The organism is Streptomyces sp. 840.1 (assembly GCF_003751445.1).
GTDB lineage: Bacteria > Actinomycetota > Actinomycetes > Streptomycetales > Streptomycetaceae > Streptomyces.
The window spans coordinates 4,121,161-4,137,778 of record NZ_RJUU01000001.1; the positions used below are offsets into that span (position 1 = coordinate 4,121,161).

The window sequence follows — 16,618 nt, forward strand, 5'->3', positions numbered from 1 at the left end:
CGGACAAAGTACCTACTGGCGCAAGTTGCGGTGCGTAGTGATCTCGTTCAGGATTCAGGTGCAGGCGTTCCGCGCTTTGACGTGGAGAGGGTAGGAGTGGACAGGCCGGCGGCAGCGAAGCAGCCCTGAAGCTGACCGAAACGCCGTGCCGCAAGACCCTATTTAGAGAAGCCCCAGAGTGGGTCTGGGGCTTCTCGCCGCCGCTAGGGGGGCCGCATCCCTCATCAGCCAAGGGCTGCGGCCTCGGGGCCTTTCAATGCGCCGGCACGAGTTTCCTGAGCTTAGGTCAGGTGGTGACCGTGGCTCTCCGCTACGCGCAGCGTGTCACGCAAGGCCCCAGGGTTCTGCCGCAAGAGTGCGTAGCTCTAAGGGGAGCAACTCACGAGATCCTCTTCACGCGGTCTCCGCGCCGTTGCCCGCGAGGCGACGCTTCAACCGCAAGCAGTGCTCGTTAGTGGACTCTCTTTGGAGCCCTTCAGTCACCCAGCGGTCAGCGGCATCGGTGTCCTGGTCATCGTGCATGCACAGCCAAGCAAGGCGGGATAGGTCGGTCGCATCGCCTTCGGTGTGCCGATCTTCGAGGAGCTCGCGCAGTCTCCGCACTATGTGACGTCGCTCGTCTGCATCCAGCACGATCTCTCTGCGACTCAGTAGTCCGTTGAGCCGGGAAGCAGCGGAACTTAGGTCGTGGAACGGTGGTTCGGTGAGTTCCGCTAGCCGTAGCCGGGCATTCATTTCTGCCAAATGATCATCCGTTGCGCGGTAAAGCGTGATAAGCAGGCTCCATCCGTACTGGTCATCGGGACAATTTTCCAAGTAGCGGTTGACGGATCGAATTGCAGTAAGATTGTCAGACATCTGATTGCGTTGGAATTCTGCTAGCGTCAGCCACGCTTTTGGGTAACCCGTTGCCATGTATTCGATGACAGATAGTTCTTGGCCGATGTCTTTTCCGGCCTCCATCTGCTTCGCGGCCGACCTGGCCAATCGGTCGATTCGTGAGGCAAGTCCATGAGCGGCATCAGTTGTCGGACCAAAACCCTGAATTAGCTTGAGGTCGGAGTTAACGGCAATCCTTGCTGGGCTCGTCACAAGCTTTTTCTTGCCGAATAGCGAAGCCGCGAGCGGCACGGAGAGAAACTCCTCATCTCCCGTTCCCTGCGATGACACCACCTCGACTAGAGACCGCTTTTCCAGCTCGCTTATGGCTCCCTCTACGTCGAGACGATCGTTTTCTGGTCGCAGCAGGACGGCCTCAAGTCCTAGGCGAGGAACCAATGAGCGCCAACCGCATAGTGTGAGGAACACTCTCTGAGCTGCTGAGGAAAGTGACGCAAAGGAGCGCTCGAATAGTGCGTCGAGCATGGCGTCCTTGGCTGCGATGACTCTTTTGACAGCAACCCTGCGCCCCTCTTCTGCTATCTCACCCAGCAACACTTTTGTGATGTAGGGGTGCCCGTCCGACTCTCGGAAAAGCGACTCCTCGTAATCATCGTCGATAAGGGGAGAGATGCCCAGTCTGCCAGCGATGGTTGCGACTAGCTGGGAATATTCACTGCGTCGCATTCCGCCGACTTCAATCGGATAGTCGGCCTTGAAATCGCGCGTTCGAGTAGTGATTAGGACCTTATTTGGGAGCCTTACTGAATTACTGACAAATTGATACAGCTCGGCTTGTTCTCGCACGGTCTCGAAGTTGTCGAACACGAATATGAAAGGCCCCTCGTTTGTGCTCCCGGAAAGGCAATCGGCAAAATAGGTCCGGGATTCCTTTGGTTTTCGCGCTGATGAATTAGCCATCAGTTGGGAGAAGTCCATCGCTATGTCGTCTGTAGAAAGAACGTCGGGACGTACTACTTTGGGCCCTTCAGGTAGTAGGTCAATGTCCCTGGCGCTGAACCAGACGATACCGAAGAACTCGTCCATATGGGCTATTTTGTGCAGTACCTCGAGGGCGAGTGATGTTTTGCCTACGCCGCCCCGGCCCTGGAGGGTGATGACTGGGTAGCGGTCGTCGCAGAGGCGTTCAGTGAGCTGATGCTCAAGTTCAGCGCGTTGCACGTAGTGCTCGGGAAGGGGTGGCATATTGCTAAATAGATTTCCCACATATGCCATGTCGGGTTGGGCTGCAGTCTCGCTACGCGGCTGCGCTTCTACCGGTAGGAGGTAGGGACTTCCGTCCCCGGGACGTCTCTCGTCGCTGATGTAAGAGAGAGTTTCGTACTTCCCATTCCGGAAGTTTCCGTTAGGCAAGAAGAAGTCTGTGAGATCAGGGTCAGTGAAAAGCAGCTCGCAGGCTCGTGGGCCGCCAAGATCGACGTAAGTGCCGTCGGGAAGGCTGTGCTCGCTTTCGCGCGCCAAGTGCGCGAAGTTCTCCTGGCCGTTCCCGAAGGGACTGATGCGATATCTGCCGGACAGGTTGCGCCGTAGGTGCACCCATGAGCGGCCGAAGGCCGGTGCATTGGTGATGATCTCATTGAGCGATTGCGCCAGTTGAGGGCAAATGGTGGAGAGCGCAGCCCCACGGGGCGCGCCATGACCGCGAGTTCGGTTTCGCAGCCAGCTGAAGTCATGGGCCCACCTGCGGAAGCTCACCTTTTTTCCGGACGTATCCTCGTAATTCGCGTCCAGGCAGATGCACACGGCGTTAAGAGCGTCGACTGCCTTGCGTTGCCAACTTTCGCTGTCCGGACCAAAGGGGATGGTGATTGCTCGCTGTGAATCCCGGCCGGCGGGAACGAAGTGTTGACTGGCTGGACCGGATGCCAGTTGATCTAGCAGCTCGGCCCATTTTCCGATGCTGTCGGCCCTGACTAGTTCTGAGACGGCTGCGTAGCGGTGGCGCTCTCGGTCTATCTGAAGTGCGGCAAGTAGCTCCACGGCCAGCACTTTGATGAGCAACTCGCCGAGGTACAGGAGATCGAAGAAGTATGCTGTATCCGATTCCTCCCGCGCCAGATTTGCCCGCTCGAGCATGCGGTTGACGGGAAGAAACGTTGTTTTACCCATAGGTCCCCCTGCTTCACCGCGTCCACGACCCGGTAGGAGGCTCAGCGCACCCACCGTGTCCCCCCGGACGCCTGCTGGACCCTCATCCTATGCGTCCAGAGGCGCCGTGCTAAGTGGTGGACATTGGCGTGCCGCTACGAGTGTCGCTTGGTTCGGCGAACGAACGCCAGCTCTGCCGATCGCTGTTGAGGCGATCGAGAGGTTGTGATCTTCGTCTATGACCCCGATGCCGCAGCTCTGTTCCAACCGATGAAGCCTGGGTTGAGTTCGCTACCGCTTCGGCTAGCACGCTTCGTGCTGCGCTATGGGAAGTCTGCTGTCGAAGTAGTCAACCGCAACGACTGTAGGGCGTGGGAAGAGTCCGGCGCTAAGGCCGCCGTCGGCAAGACCATGACGATCGCCGACGGCGGCTATTCGGGCACCGGGCTCGTGATGCTCCGCCGCCGCAGAGGCGAGGAGCTGTCCGACTGGAAGCAGGCCCACAACAAGTCCCAAAACGGGTCCGCGCCCGCGTCGAGCACGTCTTCGCCCGCGTGAAGATCTGGAGAATCCTCCGCGACCGCCGCCTCAAGGGCGACGGCGTCCACCACGCCATGCTTTGACTCGCCCGCCTTCACAATCTCAACCTCGCCAGGTGGGCAAGCGGTCGCACTCGCTACCGACCACGTCCACACGCCTCAGAGATCATTTACGGGACAGGTCTTAGCCGAAGGCTGCTGCCGGGAGCCGTGGGTGCTCGTCTCCTTCATGGGGCGGAACCGGCGTCAGTAGGCGGTGGCCGCGGCTTGTTGCCACGCGGAGCACCTCGTGGAGGGCTTCAGTCAGAGTCGTTGCCAGGTGGCGCAGCTCCTCCGGCTCGGCGTCTTTGTCTCCGAGTGCTTCGGCTGCCTCCTCCAGGAGCTCGTTTGCCATGCCGAGTTGGACCGCTTCGATGTTGTCTGCCAGACGGGACAGGTGGCTGCCTTGACTGTCGGCGCTCAGGTAGCAGGGCTTGCCGTTGGGGTCCGTCCAAGGCAGGAGGCGGAGCTCGTTCTGGGGTGTCATCCTTCCTGTCCTTTCGCGTTGGCTGTGTGGTGCGTGATGAAGAGCGCTTCGGCGCGGTCGCCGGGGAGGAACAGGAGGGCAGCCTCGACCACGCGCCCGGTGTTGTCGATCGACACGCGCGTGATCGAGAGGACGGCCAGTGTTGAGCTGATTCGAAGGGATGACGCTTCCTCCGGGGTTGGGGGGCGCGCCCGGATCTGATCTCGGGATTCCTCTACGCCGGATCTACGCCAAGGTAGCTGGGCCGATGCCAGGTCGCGAGGGACGTAGATGCGAGCCAGGCTGTGCGGCCTCTCCCCCTGGTGGGTGAGGCAGAGGAACTCCGTCAGCGGGGTGCGCGAGGGGACTCCGAGCAGGGAGATCAGGTCTCCGCGAGCTAGGAGGTTGGTGGTGCGGATCGTGACGCGGAGGTCTGCGTCCGAGGTGAGGCGGCCTCTTGTGTACGTGAGTCTGCGGAGGGGGTGACGGACAAAGTTGCCCTTGCCATGGACCTTCTCGATCAGGCCCTCGGCCTGGAGGAGTGCAAGGGCGTTGCGCAGGGTCGTTGTGCTGACCTTGTACTGGGCGGCGAGACTCGGTTCCGAGGGGAGGCGTTCGCCGGCCTTGAGGCGGCCGGTGGTGATCTGCGTTCGGAGGCCGTCGGCGATGGTGTGCCGGAGGGGCAGCACGGAGTCCATCACCACCTTTTGAGCACGCGTACGGCGATCAGGCGCGTACGGGTGTGCATCGTCAGGAACTCGCCCGACTCGAAAAGGAGGCGCTTGGCGCCGCCGGGGAGTTGGCGGAGGTCTGCTACTCGGCACGGTTGGCCGCCGATCTGGACGACGTCGCCGCGCTGCACGGTGGCCGAGGTGATCTCAACCGGGGAGGCGAGTGCACCACCGGAGGGGAAGCCGTTCATGAGGCGGCCTCCGATGACGTGGCCGGGGAGTGGCAGGGGCAGACGCACGCCTCGTAGATGACAGGGATGTCGATCGGTGCCGTCGTCGGGCACGAGTGCGCGCACTCGTGGTGGGTGCCGATCCGACATGCGCTGGACTGGTAGGGCGTGGCCGCCTCTGCACGGACGCGCGTCATCCGTGGGCCTCCGCCGGCGTGAAGCACGTGTGGGCGAGGAGGTGGTGCGGGACGGGCTTCGAGCACTGCCGTGTGCGCTGCTCGCTGGCCAGGGTGTACGGGCGGGGGAGGACCGTTTCCTCGCCAGGAAGGACGTCCGTGCGGTCTTGGCGCTGTCGAAGGAGCAGCGTTAGCGCCTCGGACGGGTTGGGGTCGATGCATGTCGGGCGGGTGGGCTTTAACGCGTCGCGGTGGCAGGGCTGTTGGGCGTACCGCTCTCTGGTACGCGCGGGGGCGCGACGGATACGGCTGAACACGCTGATCAGCTCCTAACGCTGATGGCCAGGTCCCCGGACAGTGCCCGTCGCGGGTACCTCTTTGCGTACTGCGGCCCATAAGAAGAGGCCGTCCACGTTGCTTGCGACGAGGCCGAATCGATCGGCTGTCGCCACTGCGTCCAGGACCTCCCGCCATGAGTCGGCGGGGAAGTCGTCCGGCACCTCCGCTCTGATCGATGTGCGGTGCGCGTGCCGCATCACGCGCGTGGTCAGTCCGGCAGCGGACAACCGGGCGGCGATGTCCTCGGCGCTCAGTTCGGAAGCGGGCACAGGTATCTCCGTCGCGGAGTGATCACGTTACGTGAAGCTAGTTAACTAGATTAGAGCTAGTGGACTAGATTTTCCATATGCCTGAGCAGCCGCCTTATCTCCGCATCGCGGACGTTCTCCGACGACGGATCGCGGAGCGCGAGTGGACGCCAGGAGACCGGCTGCCCTCACGTGCCCAGATCGGCCAGGAGTGCGGCGTCGGCGAGAACGTCGTCCGTCGGGCGCAGGAGCTGCTGATCTCGCAGGGAGTCCTGGAAGGCCGTGCGGGGTCCGGCACCTATATCGCCGAGCCCCGTCGGCGCGTCCGGGTGGTGCGTTCCTCGGCACGCGAGCACCGGGACGATTCCCCGTTCCGCGCGGACATGCAGGCTGTAGGCAGGCTTGGGGACTGGGAGAGCCGGACCGAGGCCAAGGTCCCGGCGCCGGCGGAGATCGCGGCGCGGCTCGGTGTCGCCGAAGGCGATCTGTGCGTCCGAACCGTTTACGAGTTCCTGGCCGACGGCAAGCCGTTGCAACTGTCGACGAGCTGGGAGCCGTACGACCTCACCGCCGGCACGCTCGTCGTCCTTCCCGAGGGAGGGCCGCACGCCGGGGCAGGCGTCGTGAACCGCATGGCTGCGATCGGCATCACGGTCAGCCATGCCGTCGAGCAGCCGGAACCGCGGCAGGCGACTTCGGAGGAGGCGTCTCTCCTCGGCATCCAGAAGGCCGCTCTTGTCACACACATCAGGCGGACGTACTACAGCGACCAGGGGCGGCCAGTAGAGACGGCTGACATCGTCGTGCCCGCCGCCCTGTGCGAGATCGTTTACGAGATCCCGGTCAGTCGTCACTAGGTTTCGGACGGGCGCCAACTTGGCTGTGTGCCTCAGTTGGCGTCGAACGCCGAGCGGGCTTCAAGGGCCGAGCGGAACGGGGGATGGCCGCGAGCTGTCCGAGGGAGGGTGGGGACCGTGACTGTGAAGAGTGAGCGGGAGCGCTGGGAGTGGATGCCTGGGGTCAGGGTGGGGCCCTTGCGGTTCGGGATGAGTCCGGCCGACGTCGCCGTCGCGCTACAGACCATCGCCCCGCAGGAACAGGTAGGTGGACCGTACTCGCAGGAGAACTTCGCCGACGGGGTGAAGGTCTTTTATGACGACGATGGGGGCGGGCTGGCGTGCGTGTCCTTGGATGCGGTTGCGGGCCCTCAGGCCTTCCTCGCAGATGTGGCGCTGGCCGGCCGCGATCCCGAGCAGGTTCACCAATTCCTCCTGGATCACGCCTCTGAGCACGGAAACTGCCTGCTCTACACGCCCGATGACTCGCTTGCCTTGACCGATCTCGGGTTGCTTCTGCGGGCTCAGCAGGTCAGCGAGGTGCTTTTGTCGCGGCCGCTTTTCGTGATCGAGGAGTGGCTCGAATCGGAGTACTACCGCGACTGTCTCCCGCTGGAAGGCGTCCCGGTCGTGCACGTATGGAACGAGCCTTCGTAGGCGACTCGCGCGTGATTCCGCCGCGGCGTCTCCGGCAGCCCCGGGCCGTCTGTGGGCCGTGCGACGTCCCCCAAGGCCGACAATCAGCGACCGACAGTGACAGTCCAGCTACCGGGGCTCGGCCGGAAGGCCCAGGTCAGGCCCACCCGCCGATACGGGTTTCCGTCAAGAGGTAGCAGTCAGGCAAGATGGGGTGTTTCTTGCTGGCTAGGCACCAGGAGGCAGAGGCTCGTGGCGGTGCCAGATGAGGTAGCGGTCCTCTCGGCGCAGCTCGGCCGAGCCCCATTCGATGCGCATCACGCCTTGGCTCATGGAGCACGCATAGGCGACCAGGACGAGGCGCACGTCCTCTGGTAGGAGGCTGAGGTCAGGGTGCGCCTCCGCTTCATCGGACTCATCGAAGTCCAAGTCGAAGGCCTGCTGCATCGGTTCTGGGCCGTGTCGGCGAATCAGATCTGCGCGGAAGCCGGTAGCGCGGCGTAGGCGCGCGGCCGTGACGGGAACATCCTTCTTCGCGTAGCAATACGGATAGATCAGGTGGTCACGAATGATCATCAGCGTCCGGCTCTGTAGGCGCACCGGCGCAGCATCAGAGAGTGAGGCCAGGCTGACAGCCAGTTCCTCGTACTGGGCAGCGTAGAGCCCGTGTCCATAGGCCTCCAAGGTCTGGGTGTGCACACCCTCGTGACCACTGCGGGCCCTGGCGTGTGCCCGGACCAAGCTGGCTGGGATCAGGTCAGCCAACTGGCCGGCCGTGTCTCCGAAGGTCTTCTGCGCCCACGGTGTCACTGTCCGCATGACCTCTCGCTCCTCCCCCTTGTAGCACTCAGCGCCGAGCGACGTTCAGCGAAACCGTGCTGTGAAGGAGAGGGCACCGCAAGAGGGCATCCGGCGCATAGAGGGGCGCACGGCTCTCCGCAGAGATTGGCGACAGCAAGTGAGCAGATGCCCAGCAGGAGACTGGCTGTCAGACCCCAGTGGGAGGGCACCGTCATGCAGAACGTGCTCTTTGACCTGCCGGACGAGGCTCCGGAACACGCCGTGATCGCTCGCTTCCAGTTGGGCGGCGACGAGTTCGGTGAACCTGACCAGAGGTCGCTGGTCTTTGAAGCCGAGCGGTCCATCGGTGCCGCGGTCGCAGCCGCTGGTGTTGGTGAGGTCGAGGCGATGAGTTCGGCGGGGGAGAGGTTGTGATCTACGCCTATGGTCCTGATGCCGAAGCCTTGTTCCGGGTTATGGAGTCCGGGTTGCACATGCTTCCGTTTCGGCCGGCCCATGTCGTGCTGCGCTATGGCGAGCCCGGTGACGACGTTGTGAGCGAGCGCGTTGAGCTCTAGGCATGCGTGCCAGATGCGTGCCAGATCGAGCGGTCAGTCACGGTCATTTGGGGAACGTCCCGGCGTCAGCAGCTGGTGACAGCCGTCGCAGCGCACAGACAGACTGAGCTGCGGTGATGGCTCAGAGGCCGATGCCAGGCTTACAAAGCAGATGTCGGCAGTTCGAAACTGCCCGCGCCCACCAGTGCAAAGGCCCCCAACCGATCATGGTTGGGGGCCTTTGACGTCTACTTCTGACATCAATGGGTGTGGTTACCCACGGTCGGGACGCTGCCTTTTCAGCATGCGGTCCAGGTGACTCACGGCCTCGCGCTGCGTGTCCTGGACGACGTGTGCATAGATGTTCATCGTGACCGCGATCTGACTGTGCCCGAGGATCTCCATCACGACGCGGGGCGGGACGCAGGCGGCGGTCAGCAGCGTTGCGCACAAAGGCTCTACGGGCAAACGTCTGATGGACGCAGCATTGGCCTACGCCAGAGCGAACGAACTGCATTTGGCCCTTGAGGTCTTGACGAAGGATGCCGCAGCAATCCGCATGTACGAGCGCCTTGGCTGGCAGCGATGAGGCGAGACCATCCACACCTTCGGCGGCGAGCGCTTCGACGCCATCTGCTTCGTTGCGCCAGCCTGACAACGAGAGCTGTTACAGGTTTCTCTACCTCATCAAGGCACCCGGCTGCGCTCCGCTCCGCCGGGCGCGCTTCCCGGCTCTGGCTGCGCCCGCGCTCCTGCCTTCGGCCCGCTCGGCGCTGCCGCCGCCGACGCGCGCCCGCAGTGGATAGGCCCGTGGGGCATGAGACGAGAACCAAGCCCGCGGCTTCACGACGATGCCTCCGGCGGGGGCGCTCAGACTCCGGGATGGACGGGGCACCGTTCGCGAGTGCCGGCCGGAGCGGGGCGAGCGTCGTGAGGCTCCCATCCCGACCACCTTCGACCCAGGCAGAGCCGAGCAGTCGCGGCCCAGGGCGTCAAGGTCGTTCGTACAGTGGCGCGCTCCACCTTGACGCCCTGAACCACGACCGCTCCACGACGTGTGGGTCGAAGGCGGACGGGATGGGAGCTGAGGTGGGTGGTGGGGAAGGGGTGAAGTTTCGTGTGACGCTGAGGATTCTCCGTTAGCGGTCGGAACCAGAGGTCCGCCAAGCGCAGTGGACGATCCCGCCAAGAGTTGCTTCACAACGCTACTGGCATAGTCGCCCATCTGGGGCTTGGTGGCGATGGTTGCGAAGACCCGCGGGCCGCTCGCGCGAGCTGCTAGCCTCTTGATATGACGCTTGAAAATGAAATCGAACAGTATCGTCGCAGGATCGCAACGGATTCCTATCCAATGTCCATTGGTGAGCTGGCAAACCTCTACAAAGATGGTGAGATTGACATTCACCCTGAGTTCCAGAGAATTTTTCGCTGGAGGATTGAACAGAGTAGCCGTCTAATTGAAAGTATTCTCCTTGGAATTCCTCTTCCGAGCATGTTTGTCGCCCAAAATGAGAAGGGTGTCTGGGATGTTGTGGATGGAGTCCAGCGCATGTCTACGATTTTCCAATTCATGGGTATTTTGAAAGATGAGGACGGGAATCTTCACGATCCTCTTGTCTGTACTAAGCCACCTTTTTTGAGTCAACTTGAGGGCTGCGCATATGAGGAGCGTGAAGGTACCCAGAGGAACCTGACTCCTGCCCAAAGGATTGACTTTAAGCGTGCACGCATTGATGTGAAAATCATCAAGCGAGAAAGTGACAATCGAACAAAGTACGATCTGTTTCAGAGGCTTAATTCATTCGGCTCTCTGGCGACGCCGCAAGAGCTTCGGAACTGCCTACTTGTGAGTCTCAGTGATAAGCATTACAAATGGCTTGCGGGCATTTCGCAGGATCGGTCATTTGTTGGAGTCGTTGATTTGCCGGAACGGCTGATCAATGAGCGCTACCACATGGAACTCGCTCTGCGGTTCGTGCTCCTGCGGAAGCTCCCAAGGGAAAGACTTTCCACTGTGGGCAACATCGGAGACTTTTTGACCTCCGAAATCGTCTCCTTGGTCGAATATGATGACCAGCGCCTCGACGAGGAGAGTGAAGCCTTTAGGGCTACCTTCCAGGCGTTGCGTGAGGCCGGTGGAGCCGACGTCTTGAGGCGTTTCAACGCTGCGCGGGAACGATCTGAGGGACCCTTCTCTCTTACGGCGTTTGAGGCGCTTGCTCTAGGTCTGGGGTTCCACCTGCCGGGCGAGTTGCCAAGTTCCGATAAAATTCAGGAAAAGCGATCCCTTCTCTGGTCGGATAGCCGTTTCAGTGCAGGTCACGCTACCGGCGTTAGGGCAGATCAGCGGATGAAGATCACCATCCCGTTCGGACGCCAACTCTTTTCCAGCTAGCGCCGGAGGGGCACGTGGATCTGGAAAGATTTAGCGACAAGGTGCAGCGAGATTTGTCTTTGCGGAAGGTCGAGCTGTCGCGATTCTCTATCCTATTCCAGGAAGGGAAGGATCAGTCCCATCAGGAACTCTTGCATCGTGCTGCCGTAGTGATTTCTTATGCGCACTGGGAGGGATTTGTGAAGGCTGGCAGCGCCTTCTATGTGAAGCACATAAATTCCCGCCAGTTGCCAGTTGGGCGACTTAAGTACCCTTTCCAGGCGGCTTATGTTGCGTCGCGCTTCAAGCAGGCTTCGGCCAGCTCTAAGAATTATTTTCTCGGCGACCTGCTTGACTGTATCGACGCAGACAGAAAGAAGACTTTTTCGGCTAGGCCAGAGAAGTGCTTCGATACTGAGAGTAATCTATCATCCGTTGTATTTAAGGCACTCGTGCAAGGCCTTGGGCTTGATTATTTGGATGAATACGAAACCCGCAATGCTTTCATTGATGAAAAGCTGCTATACGGGCGAAATCAAGTAGCTCACGGAGAACTGGCGAAATTTGATCGTCAAGATGCGGAAGAACGGCTGGATTCGGTTCGATACCTTATCGATCTATTCTCCGATCAGCTATTGAATGCGGCTCGCGATGAGTATTATCTGGCCCAGTGAAATCTAAATGCTGGTCCGGATTTTCCGTGTCGCGGATGGTCGCTACCGCCGTTCTCGTTGGACAGGGATGCTTTGAGTTCTCCCGCGATCCAACGGCTCCGGTGTTCGTACCGCGGTGACATGACATCTAGAACTGACATCAACGATGGCGTACAGAGGCGGTACAGGTCGGCCGTCCAGAACGCCGGCGTCTGGGCTGGTTGCCTGGGAGCGGGATGCCTGAGCGAACTTACAAAGCAGATGTCGGCAGTTCGAAACTGCCCGCGCCCACCAGTGCAAAGGCCCCCAACCGATCATGGTTGGGGGCCTTTGACGTCTACTTCTGACAGCAAAGGGCCTGGTTCCCCGCAGTCGGGACGCTCCTTCGCGGGGCTCGGTCGGCCGGCCGGTGCGGGTGGTGAAGACGTAGCCGGTCTCCTCCGGCTGATCGCCCCCTTCCGGGACAGCCGCAACGCTTGCAAGGCGGTCCACTGTGCGAACCGCATGACCGACCGGCTCACCGGCCCACCTCCGCCGTCCGGTCCGAGCACGGCGCGGTGTCCGCGCAGGCCCGGGGGAACCAGCTGTACGCGGCTCCGCCGGACGGCCTCGCGCGCTGCTCACCCAGGTCGACGTCCAGGCCGGTCGTGAGAGGGTGACCGCACCAGACGCAACGCCAGCCCCGCTGCTGTTGCTCGGTCAGTGAACCGACTGGTGGTAAATCCCTCGCGGTCATGGCGCCCCTGGCTCGTCGACGGTCTGGTGGGACGAGCATGCAGGGCGGAAGAGGGCTCAATGCTCACAAATCTGTGAGCACGTGAACGGATCTACAGACCGACCCATGCGGCCAGAAGTCCGAGGCCGTCCGGCGTGCGCCGCGCGGAGTGAAGGAGGCCGCTCACCGTCTCGCGGGTCCGGGGGTGGTAGCGGGTCTGCTCGGGTGCGGTCCGGCGTGCCTCAACGAGATGGCGCAGAGCGGCATCAGAGTGGCCTGTCTGCATCTCGACGGTGGCGCGGTCGACAAGGAACCGGGCCCGCCGCGAGGTCAACGTAGCCGCCGGCAGCTTCATCGCGCGGGCCTGCCGCAGCGCCTCGTCGAACTGTCGCATCGTGATCGCGGCGCCCATCTCATGAAGCGACACGTTCAGCTGGCCGAACGACAGCCAGTGCACCTCGCGGGCCTCGCCGCCGAGACGGGCGGCCAGGCCACGGGCCGCCGCGATGTGATGTGCGACGGCGTCGCCGTCTCCTGCTCGGGCGGCGACCGCCGACGCGCCGAGGTGCAGCTGCCCGGCGACCGCCAGCGCTTCCCGCGAGGTCTCGTCGGCAACAAGCGCATGCCCGGCTTCGACGAGCCGTCGCCCCAGGTCCTGTCCCGACCGGGCGTGGCCGAGCGCCCGTTTGTAGTGGCGGACAGCGGCCAGGCACGGATCGGAAGCGCGCTCAGCGGCCCAGCCCATCCTGTCCAGGGCCACGATCGCGAGGTCGGGGAAGCCGGTCTTGAGTGCGATGTCGTGGGCCGTGCGGTACGTCGAGGCGAGGGCCTGCCACGTCTGCGTCGTCGGTGCGGTCCGGGCTGCCCGGGTCAGCGCGGAGATGACGGAGGGGAGTTCGCGAGCAGCCGCCCGCAGATGCGTTGCCCGTACCTGCCGGCACAGGCGGTCGGCGTCGGCCACGAGCTCCACGACCGGCCGGTCCGTCATGGGTTCGGGGTCGAGGTCGTACAGGTCGAGGGCCTCACGGATGGGACGTACCAGTGCGACGAGGCGCCCGGACTGCGTGTCGGCCGCACGGAGTGGTTCCCGAAGGCGGGAGGAGGCGATACCCAGGGCGGCGGCCACGGCAGCCACGAAGGCATCCGTGGCCGGGCGGGCTCCGCACTCCACCTGGTTGAGCAGGCTGTAGGAGTACGGGATGCGCGCGGCCAGCTCGCGCTGGCCGAGGCGGGCGAGCTTCCGCTGCTCTCTGATGCGGGCACCCGTGTGATCGCCGTTCGGTGTCGCCATGCCGGCCTCCGTTCCTGACTCGTCATCCGGAACGCTACCCACGCGCTTGAGCGCCCGACCCCGCTTCGCCACCGATTCCACCCGGTTCGGGGGTGGTTGCATGTCCCGGGCCCGACGGGTGGGATGAGGCAATGACGACCCTGTACCTGTTCGGCTCAGCCGCCCCTCCCGTGCTCGAAGTGTCCCAAGTCGTGAAGGACGCCCAGGCCCGCGGCTGGGATGTGTGCCTCGGCCTGACGCCGTCGGCCGCACGGTGGCTGGAGCGGGAACTTCCCGAGCTGGAGAAGGTGACCGGGCACCCGGTGAGGTCCGAGTACAAGATGCCGGGTGAGCCGGACGTGTGGCCGAAGGCGGACGTGATCCTCGTGGCACCGGCCACCTTCAACACGATCAACTCCTGGGCGCTCGGCCTCACGTCGACGTTCGTGGTGGGCGTTGCGGCGGAGGCGATCGGAAAGGCCGTCCCGCTGGTCACGATGCCGTGTGTGAACGCGGCCTACGCGCGGCACCGCGCGCTCGACCGGAGCGTCGGAGATCTGCGGAGCATGGGTGTGCGCGTGCTGTACGGCGAGGGCGGTTTCGTGCCGAACCGGCCGGGCGAGCGGCGGGCCGAGGGGTACCCGTGGGCCCTCGCCCTTGACGCTGCCGACGATGCGCGAAGGCGGCTCCCGCCCCTGCCGTAACCGGGGCCGCATGCTCGTCGTTCCGCGTTGCGCCGGCGGTTGCCGGCTGCGTGCCGGTCCTCGCGTTCGCCAGGTCTGCTGCCGGCGGACGTATGGCGTTGCGGCGGCGTCGTCATGATGCGGATCGGCCCGCGGGGTGCGGTGGATGGGCCCGGTTGCACGGCCCGATGACGCTCGACGGCCGCACCCGGCACGTCAGGGTGCGGTATCCGTCGCGTCGCGGAGTCTGCGCCAGGTGCGTACGACCGAGCCCAGTCCGGCCCGCTTGGTGCGGGGGGTGCCGGACTCCCAGTCCCGGGCCGTTTCGGTGAACGTCTGCGACCGGGGCGCGTCGGCGAGGTGTCGCGTCTGGGCCGTTTGTGCGGCGAGGAGCAGGTCGCGCGGTTCGATCGTGGCGAGCTTCGTACGGGCGTGGCCGAGCAGGGCCGCGGCGGCCTCCGCGATAGCGGCTTCCCCCAGGGGGCGGGCGGGGACCGTCAGGCCTTCGGTCAGGCACTGCTGCAGGGCTGTCCGCAGGTCCGCCAGGGAGATGTCGCGGATCGTCAGTGACAGGTGGGCGGAGAGACCGGCCTCGCCCACCGCGCGGTGGGCGAAGCCGCGCGGGATGTAGAGGACGTGGCCGGGTTCGAGGACGCTGCGCAGGAGTTGGGGCGAGTCCTCGTCGTCCGGGAGCTCGCCCAGCGACCAGTCCGCCGTCGTCGGCGCGCCGTGGACGTACCAGGTCTTGCGTCCGGCCACCTGGAGGGCGAACACGTCGGCGTCGTCGCGGTGGGTCGCGAGGCCTTGGCAGTCGGCGGGCGTGACGAAGAAGAACGCCTCCACGCGCCGGTCCAGCTCGCCGGACAGCCGTGTCACCAGGTCAGCTGTGGGCAGGTGCCACTGGTCGACATGGCGCAGGAGCAGCGTCGCCCCGGCGCGCAGGAGTGCGACGACCTTCGCACGGTCGGCGAATCCGTGGTGCGTCGTGCCGTTGAGCAGGCGTGACGTGGTGTACGCCTCGGCCGGGACGGTGACCTTGTTGGAGCGGACCATCTCCAGGTAGGGCGTGCGCAGCAGCCCCGACTCGAAGGCGCTGTCCAACTCGTCGAGGTCGAAGGGCGATCCGAGTGTCTCCGGCGTGAAGACCGCGGGCTCGTGCTGCCACTGGTGGCTGGTGAAACTCTCGACGTTGCCGACCCAGTTGGCCAGCGTGGGCGATTCCATGGCGTTCCCGTGGTGTCAGGGTGGTCGGTCGGCGGGGCGCGGTGCCGTCATGGTCCGGATTCCGCGTCGAACCGTACGGAGAGCAGGGAGCGCAGGGGGACGTGCTTCTCCTGGTCCGGGCTGCGGATGGCGAGCCGGTTGTCGAGAGCGACGGTCAGCAGGCGTTCGGCCAGGGGTACGACCAGGTGCTTGGCCCAGCAGCGGGCACCGTCGAACCCGAACGGCATGAACGCGGGCGCCTTCTCGGGATCCGCCTGCCCGGCCCACCGCTCGGGGCGGAACTCCAGCGGGTCCGCCCAGTAGTCCGGGTGACGGTGCATCAGCAGGGGGAACAGCGCGACGTTGTCCTCGCGGCGGATCTCGGAGTGCAGGGCGGCGTACGCGTCCCCGCCCTTCCGGTACAGCATCCACGCGGGCGGGAGCAGCCGCAGCGTCTCCCACAGCACCGCGGGGAGATCGCCTCGGGCTGCCTCCCGGGCCGGCGTCGAAGGCCCCACGAGCCACAGCGCGTTGCCGGCCAGCGCGGCCACCCCGTCGCAGAGGGTGGCCGTCGCCCGGCGGTACATCGCGATGGCCTGCCCGCGCTCCTGGGTGCCGGAAGCGGTGCGGATCTGCTCCGCCAGTGCGGTGCGCCCGCCCCCGGACTCCGGCCAGACGGCGACGGCGCGGTCGACGAACCGGGAGAGCGAGGGGGAGCGCGTGATGCCGCGCTTCGACAACAGGGAGACCGGCAGCGGGTCGGACGCGAAGAGCCATTCGCGCAGGTACGAGGTGGCCGCGTAGGGCCAGGCGCCGTGCAGCCCGCGCACAGGGGGCGGCTCAGTGCGGATGCCCGCCATGACGTCCTGGCCCAGAGCACGGATCGTGCCCGTCGCGCTGTCGTGGGGGATCTCGGCTCCCGCCGCGGGCTTGTAGACCGAGCGCTCCGTCGACAGAACGGGGCGCGCCGCGACGACTTCGGCCATCAGGTCGCAGTGGGAGACGCCGACCGTGGTCGCGTCGATCCGGAACACTTTCTGTTCCCTGGCCAGCAGGTCCTGAATTCGCGGGGCGTACACGATGGAATGGTCGCGATCTGCCGCCGGTGCCGTTTCTCCCACGAGGATCGCCCTCCATGAAAATGGCAACTGAACGGGTTGCCCGCAGCGGATGGAGAATTCCAGGAATTGAACGGGCCGCGAGGTTCTGGAGCGC

15 protein-coding genes and 1 pseudogene are annotated in these 16,618 nt (G+C 64.2%); 8 read left to right on the plus strand and 8 right to left on the minus strand.

Annotated elements, in window-relative coordinates; all coding sequences use genetic code 11:
* Positions 1-393 precede the first annotated feature (393 nt).
* Positions 394-3,009 carry an NB-ARC domain-containing protein gene (locus EDD93_RS18845; protein WP_123526248.1) on the minus strand — a complete coding sequence of 872 codons (2,616 nt, stop codon included), beginning with the start codon at positions 3,007-3,009 and terminating at the stop codon, positions 394-396.
* A gap of 330 nt (positions 3,010-3,339) precedes the next feature.
* Here EDD93_RS18845 and EDD93_RS18850 point away from each other — a divergent pair.
* Positions 3,340-3,611: pseudogene (locus EDD93_RS18850) on the plus strand (transposase family protein); the annotation flags it as partial.
* A gap of 100 nt (positions 3,612-3,711) precedes the next feature.
* On the opposite strand, the gene EDD93_RS18855 reads toward EDD93_RS18850, so the two are convergent.
* From EDD93_RS18855 to EDD93_RS18865, 3 genes are read right to left on the minus strand one after another with little or no spacing between them, the layout of a single operon-like run.
* Positions 3,712-4,053 (minus strand): hypothetical protein, encoded by a 342-nt coding sequence (locus EDD93_RS18855; RefSeq protein ID WP_123526249.1) that lies wholly within the window; start codon positions 4,051-4,053, stop codon positions 3,712-3,714.
* A complete protein-coding gene (locus EDD93_RS18860; RefSeq protein ID WP_123526250.1) occupies positions 4,050-4,730 on the minus strand; it encodes a GntR family transcriptional regulator in 681 nt (226 codons plus the stop codon). The genes EDD93_RS18855 and EDD93_RS18860 overlap by 4 nt, the downstream gene beginning before the upstream one ends.
* Positions 4,730-4,954 carry a hypothetical protein gene (locus EDD93_RS18865; protein ID WP_123526251.1) on the minus strand — a complete coding sequence of 75 codons (225 nt, stop codon included), beginning with the start codon at positions 4,952-4,954 and terminating at the stop codon, positions 4,730-4,732. Before EDD93_RS18865 ends, EDD93_RS18860 begins: the two co-directional genes overlap by 1 nt.
* An 840-nt stretch (positions 4,955-5,794) precedes the next feature.
* Between EDD93_RS18865 and EDD93_RS18885 the strand changes: the two genes are divergently transcribed.
* Both EDD93_RS18885 and EDD93_RS18890 read left to right on the plus strand, forming a co-directional pair.
* The gene (locus tag EDD93_RS18885; protein WP_123526255.1) at positions 5,795-6,553 is read left to right on the plus strand and encodes a GntR family transcriptional regulator; all 759 of its coding nucleotides are present in this window, start codon (positions 5,795-5,797) and stop codon (positions 6,551-6,553) included.
* Between the two features lie 117 nt (positions 6,554-6,670).
* Positions 6,671-7,189, plus strand: coding sequence for a hypothetical protein (locus EDD93_RS18890; RefSeq protein ID WP_260255775.1), 519 nt, complete (start codon positions 6,671-6,673; stop codon positions 7,187-7,189).
* Positions 7,190-7,396: 207 nt separating this feature from the next.
* Here EDD93_RS18890 and EDD93_RS18895 read toward each other — a convergent pair whose 3' ends face one another.
* A complete protein-coding gene (locus EDD93_RS18895; RefSeq protein WP_123526256.1) occupies positions 7,397-7,987 on the minus strand; it encodes a hypothetical protein in 591 nt (196 codons plus the stop codon).
* Positions 7,988-8,182: 195 nt separating this feature from the next.
* On the opposite strand from EDD93_RS18895, the gene EDD93_RS40255 reads away from it, so the two are divergent.
* The 4 genes from EDD93_RS40255 (at position 8,183) to EDD93_RS39430 (ending at position 11,553) form a co-directional block, all read left to right on the plus strand.
* On the plus strand, positions 8,183-8,383 hold the full coding sequence (locus EDD93_RS40255; protein WP_260255776.1) for a hypothetical protein: 201 nt from the start codon (positions 8,183-8,185) through the stop codon (positions 8,381-8,383).
* Positions 8,384-8,908: 525 nt separating this feature from the next.
* A complete protein-coding gene (locus tag EDD93_RS40820; protein ID WP_398905091.1) occupies positions 8,909-9,094 on the plus strand; it encodes a GNAT family N-acetyltransferase in 186 nt (61 codons plus the stop codon).
* 702 nt (positions 9,095-9,796) lie between these two features.
* A complete protein-coding gene (locus EDD93_RS18915) occupies positions 9,797-10,900 on the plus strand; it encodes a DUF262 domain-containing protein (RefSeq protein WP_123526257.1) in 1,104 nt (367 codons plus the stop codon).
* A gap of 14 nt (positions 10,901-10,914) precedes the next feature.
* Positions 10,915-11,553 carry an MAE_28990/MAE_18760 family HEPN-like nuclease gene (locus EDD93_RS39430; RefSeq protein ID WP_148083883.1) on the plus strand — a complete coding sequence of 213 codons (639 nt, stop codon included), beginning with the start codon at positions 10,915-10,917 and terminating at the stop codon, positions 11,551-11,553.
* An 806-nt stretch (positions 11,554-12,359) separates the two neighbouring features.
* Here EDD93_RS39430 and EDD93_RS18925 read toward each other — a convergent pair.
* Positions 12,360-13,538 (minus strand): helix-turn-helix domain-containing protein, encoded by a 1,179-nt coding sequence (locus EDD93_RS18925; protein WP_123526259.1) that lies wholly within the window; start codon positions 13,536-13,538, stop codon positions 12,360-12,362.
* A gap of 131 nt (positions 13,539-13,669) precedes the next feature.
* On the opposite strand from EDD93_RS18925, the gene EDD93_RS18930 reads away from it, so the two are divergent.
* The gene (locus tag EDD93_RS18930) at positions 13,670-14,221 is read left to right on the plus strand and encodes a flavoprotein (RefSeq protein ID WP_123526260.1); all 552 of its coding nucleotides are present in this window, start codon (positions 13,670-13,672) and stop codon (positions 14,219-14,221) included.
* 195 nt (positions 14,222-14,416) lie between these two features.
* On the opposite strand, the gene EDD93_RS18935 is transcribed toward EDD93_RS18930, so the two are convergent.
* Both EDD93_RS18935 and EDD93_RS18940 read right to left on the minus strand, forming a co-directional pair.
* Positions 14,417-15,424 carry a JmjC domain-containing protein gene (locus tag EDD93_RS18935; RefSeq protein ID WP_123526261.1) on the minus strand — a complete coding sequence of 336 codons (1,008 nt, stop codon included), beginning with the start codon at positions 15,422-15,424 and terminating at the stop codon, positions 14,417-14,419.
* Positions 15,425-15,471: 47 nt separating this feature from the next.
* Entirely contained in the window at positions 15,472-16,482 is a 1,011-nt protein-coding gene (locus EDD93_RS18940) for a cytochrome P450 (RefSeq protein ID WP_148083884.1), read from the minus strand.
* Between the last annotated feature and the right edge of the window lie 136 nt (positions 16,483-16,618).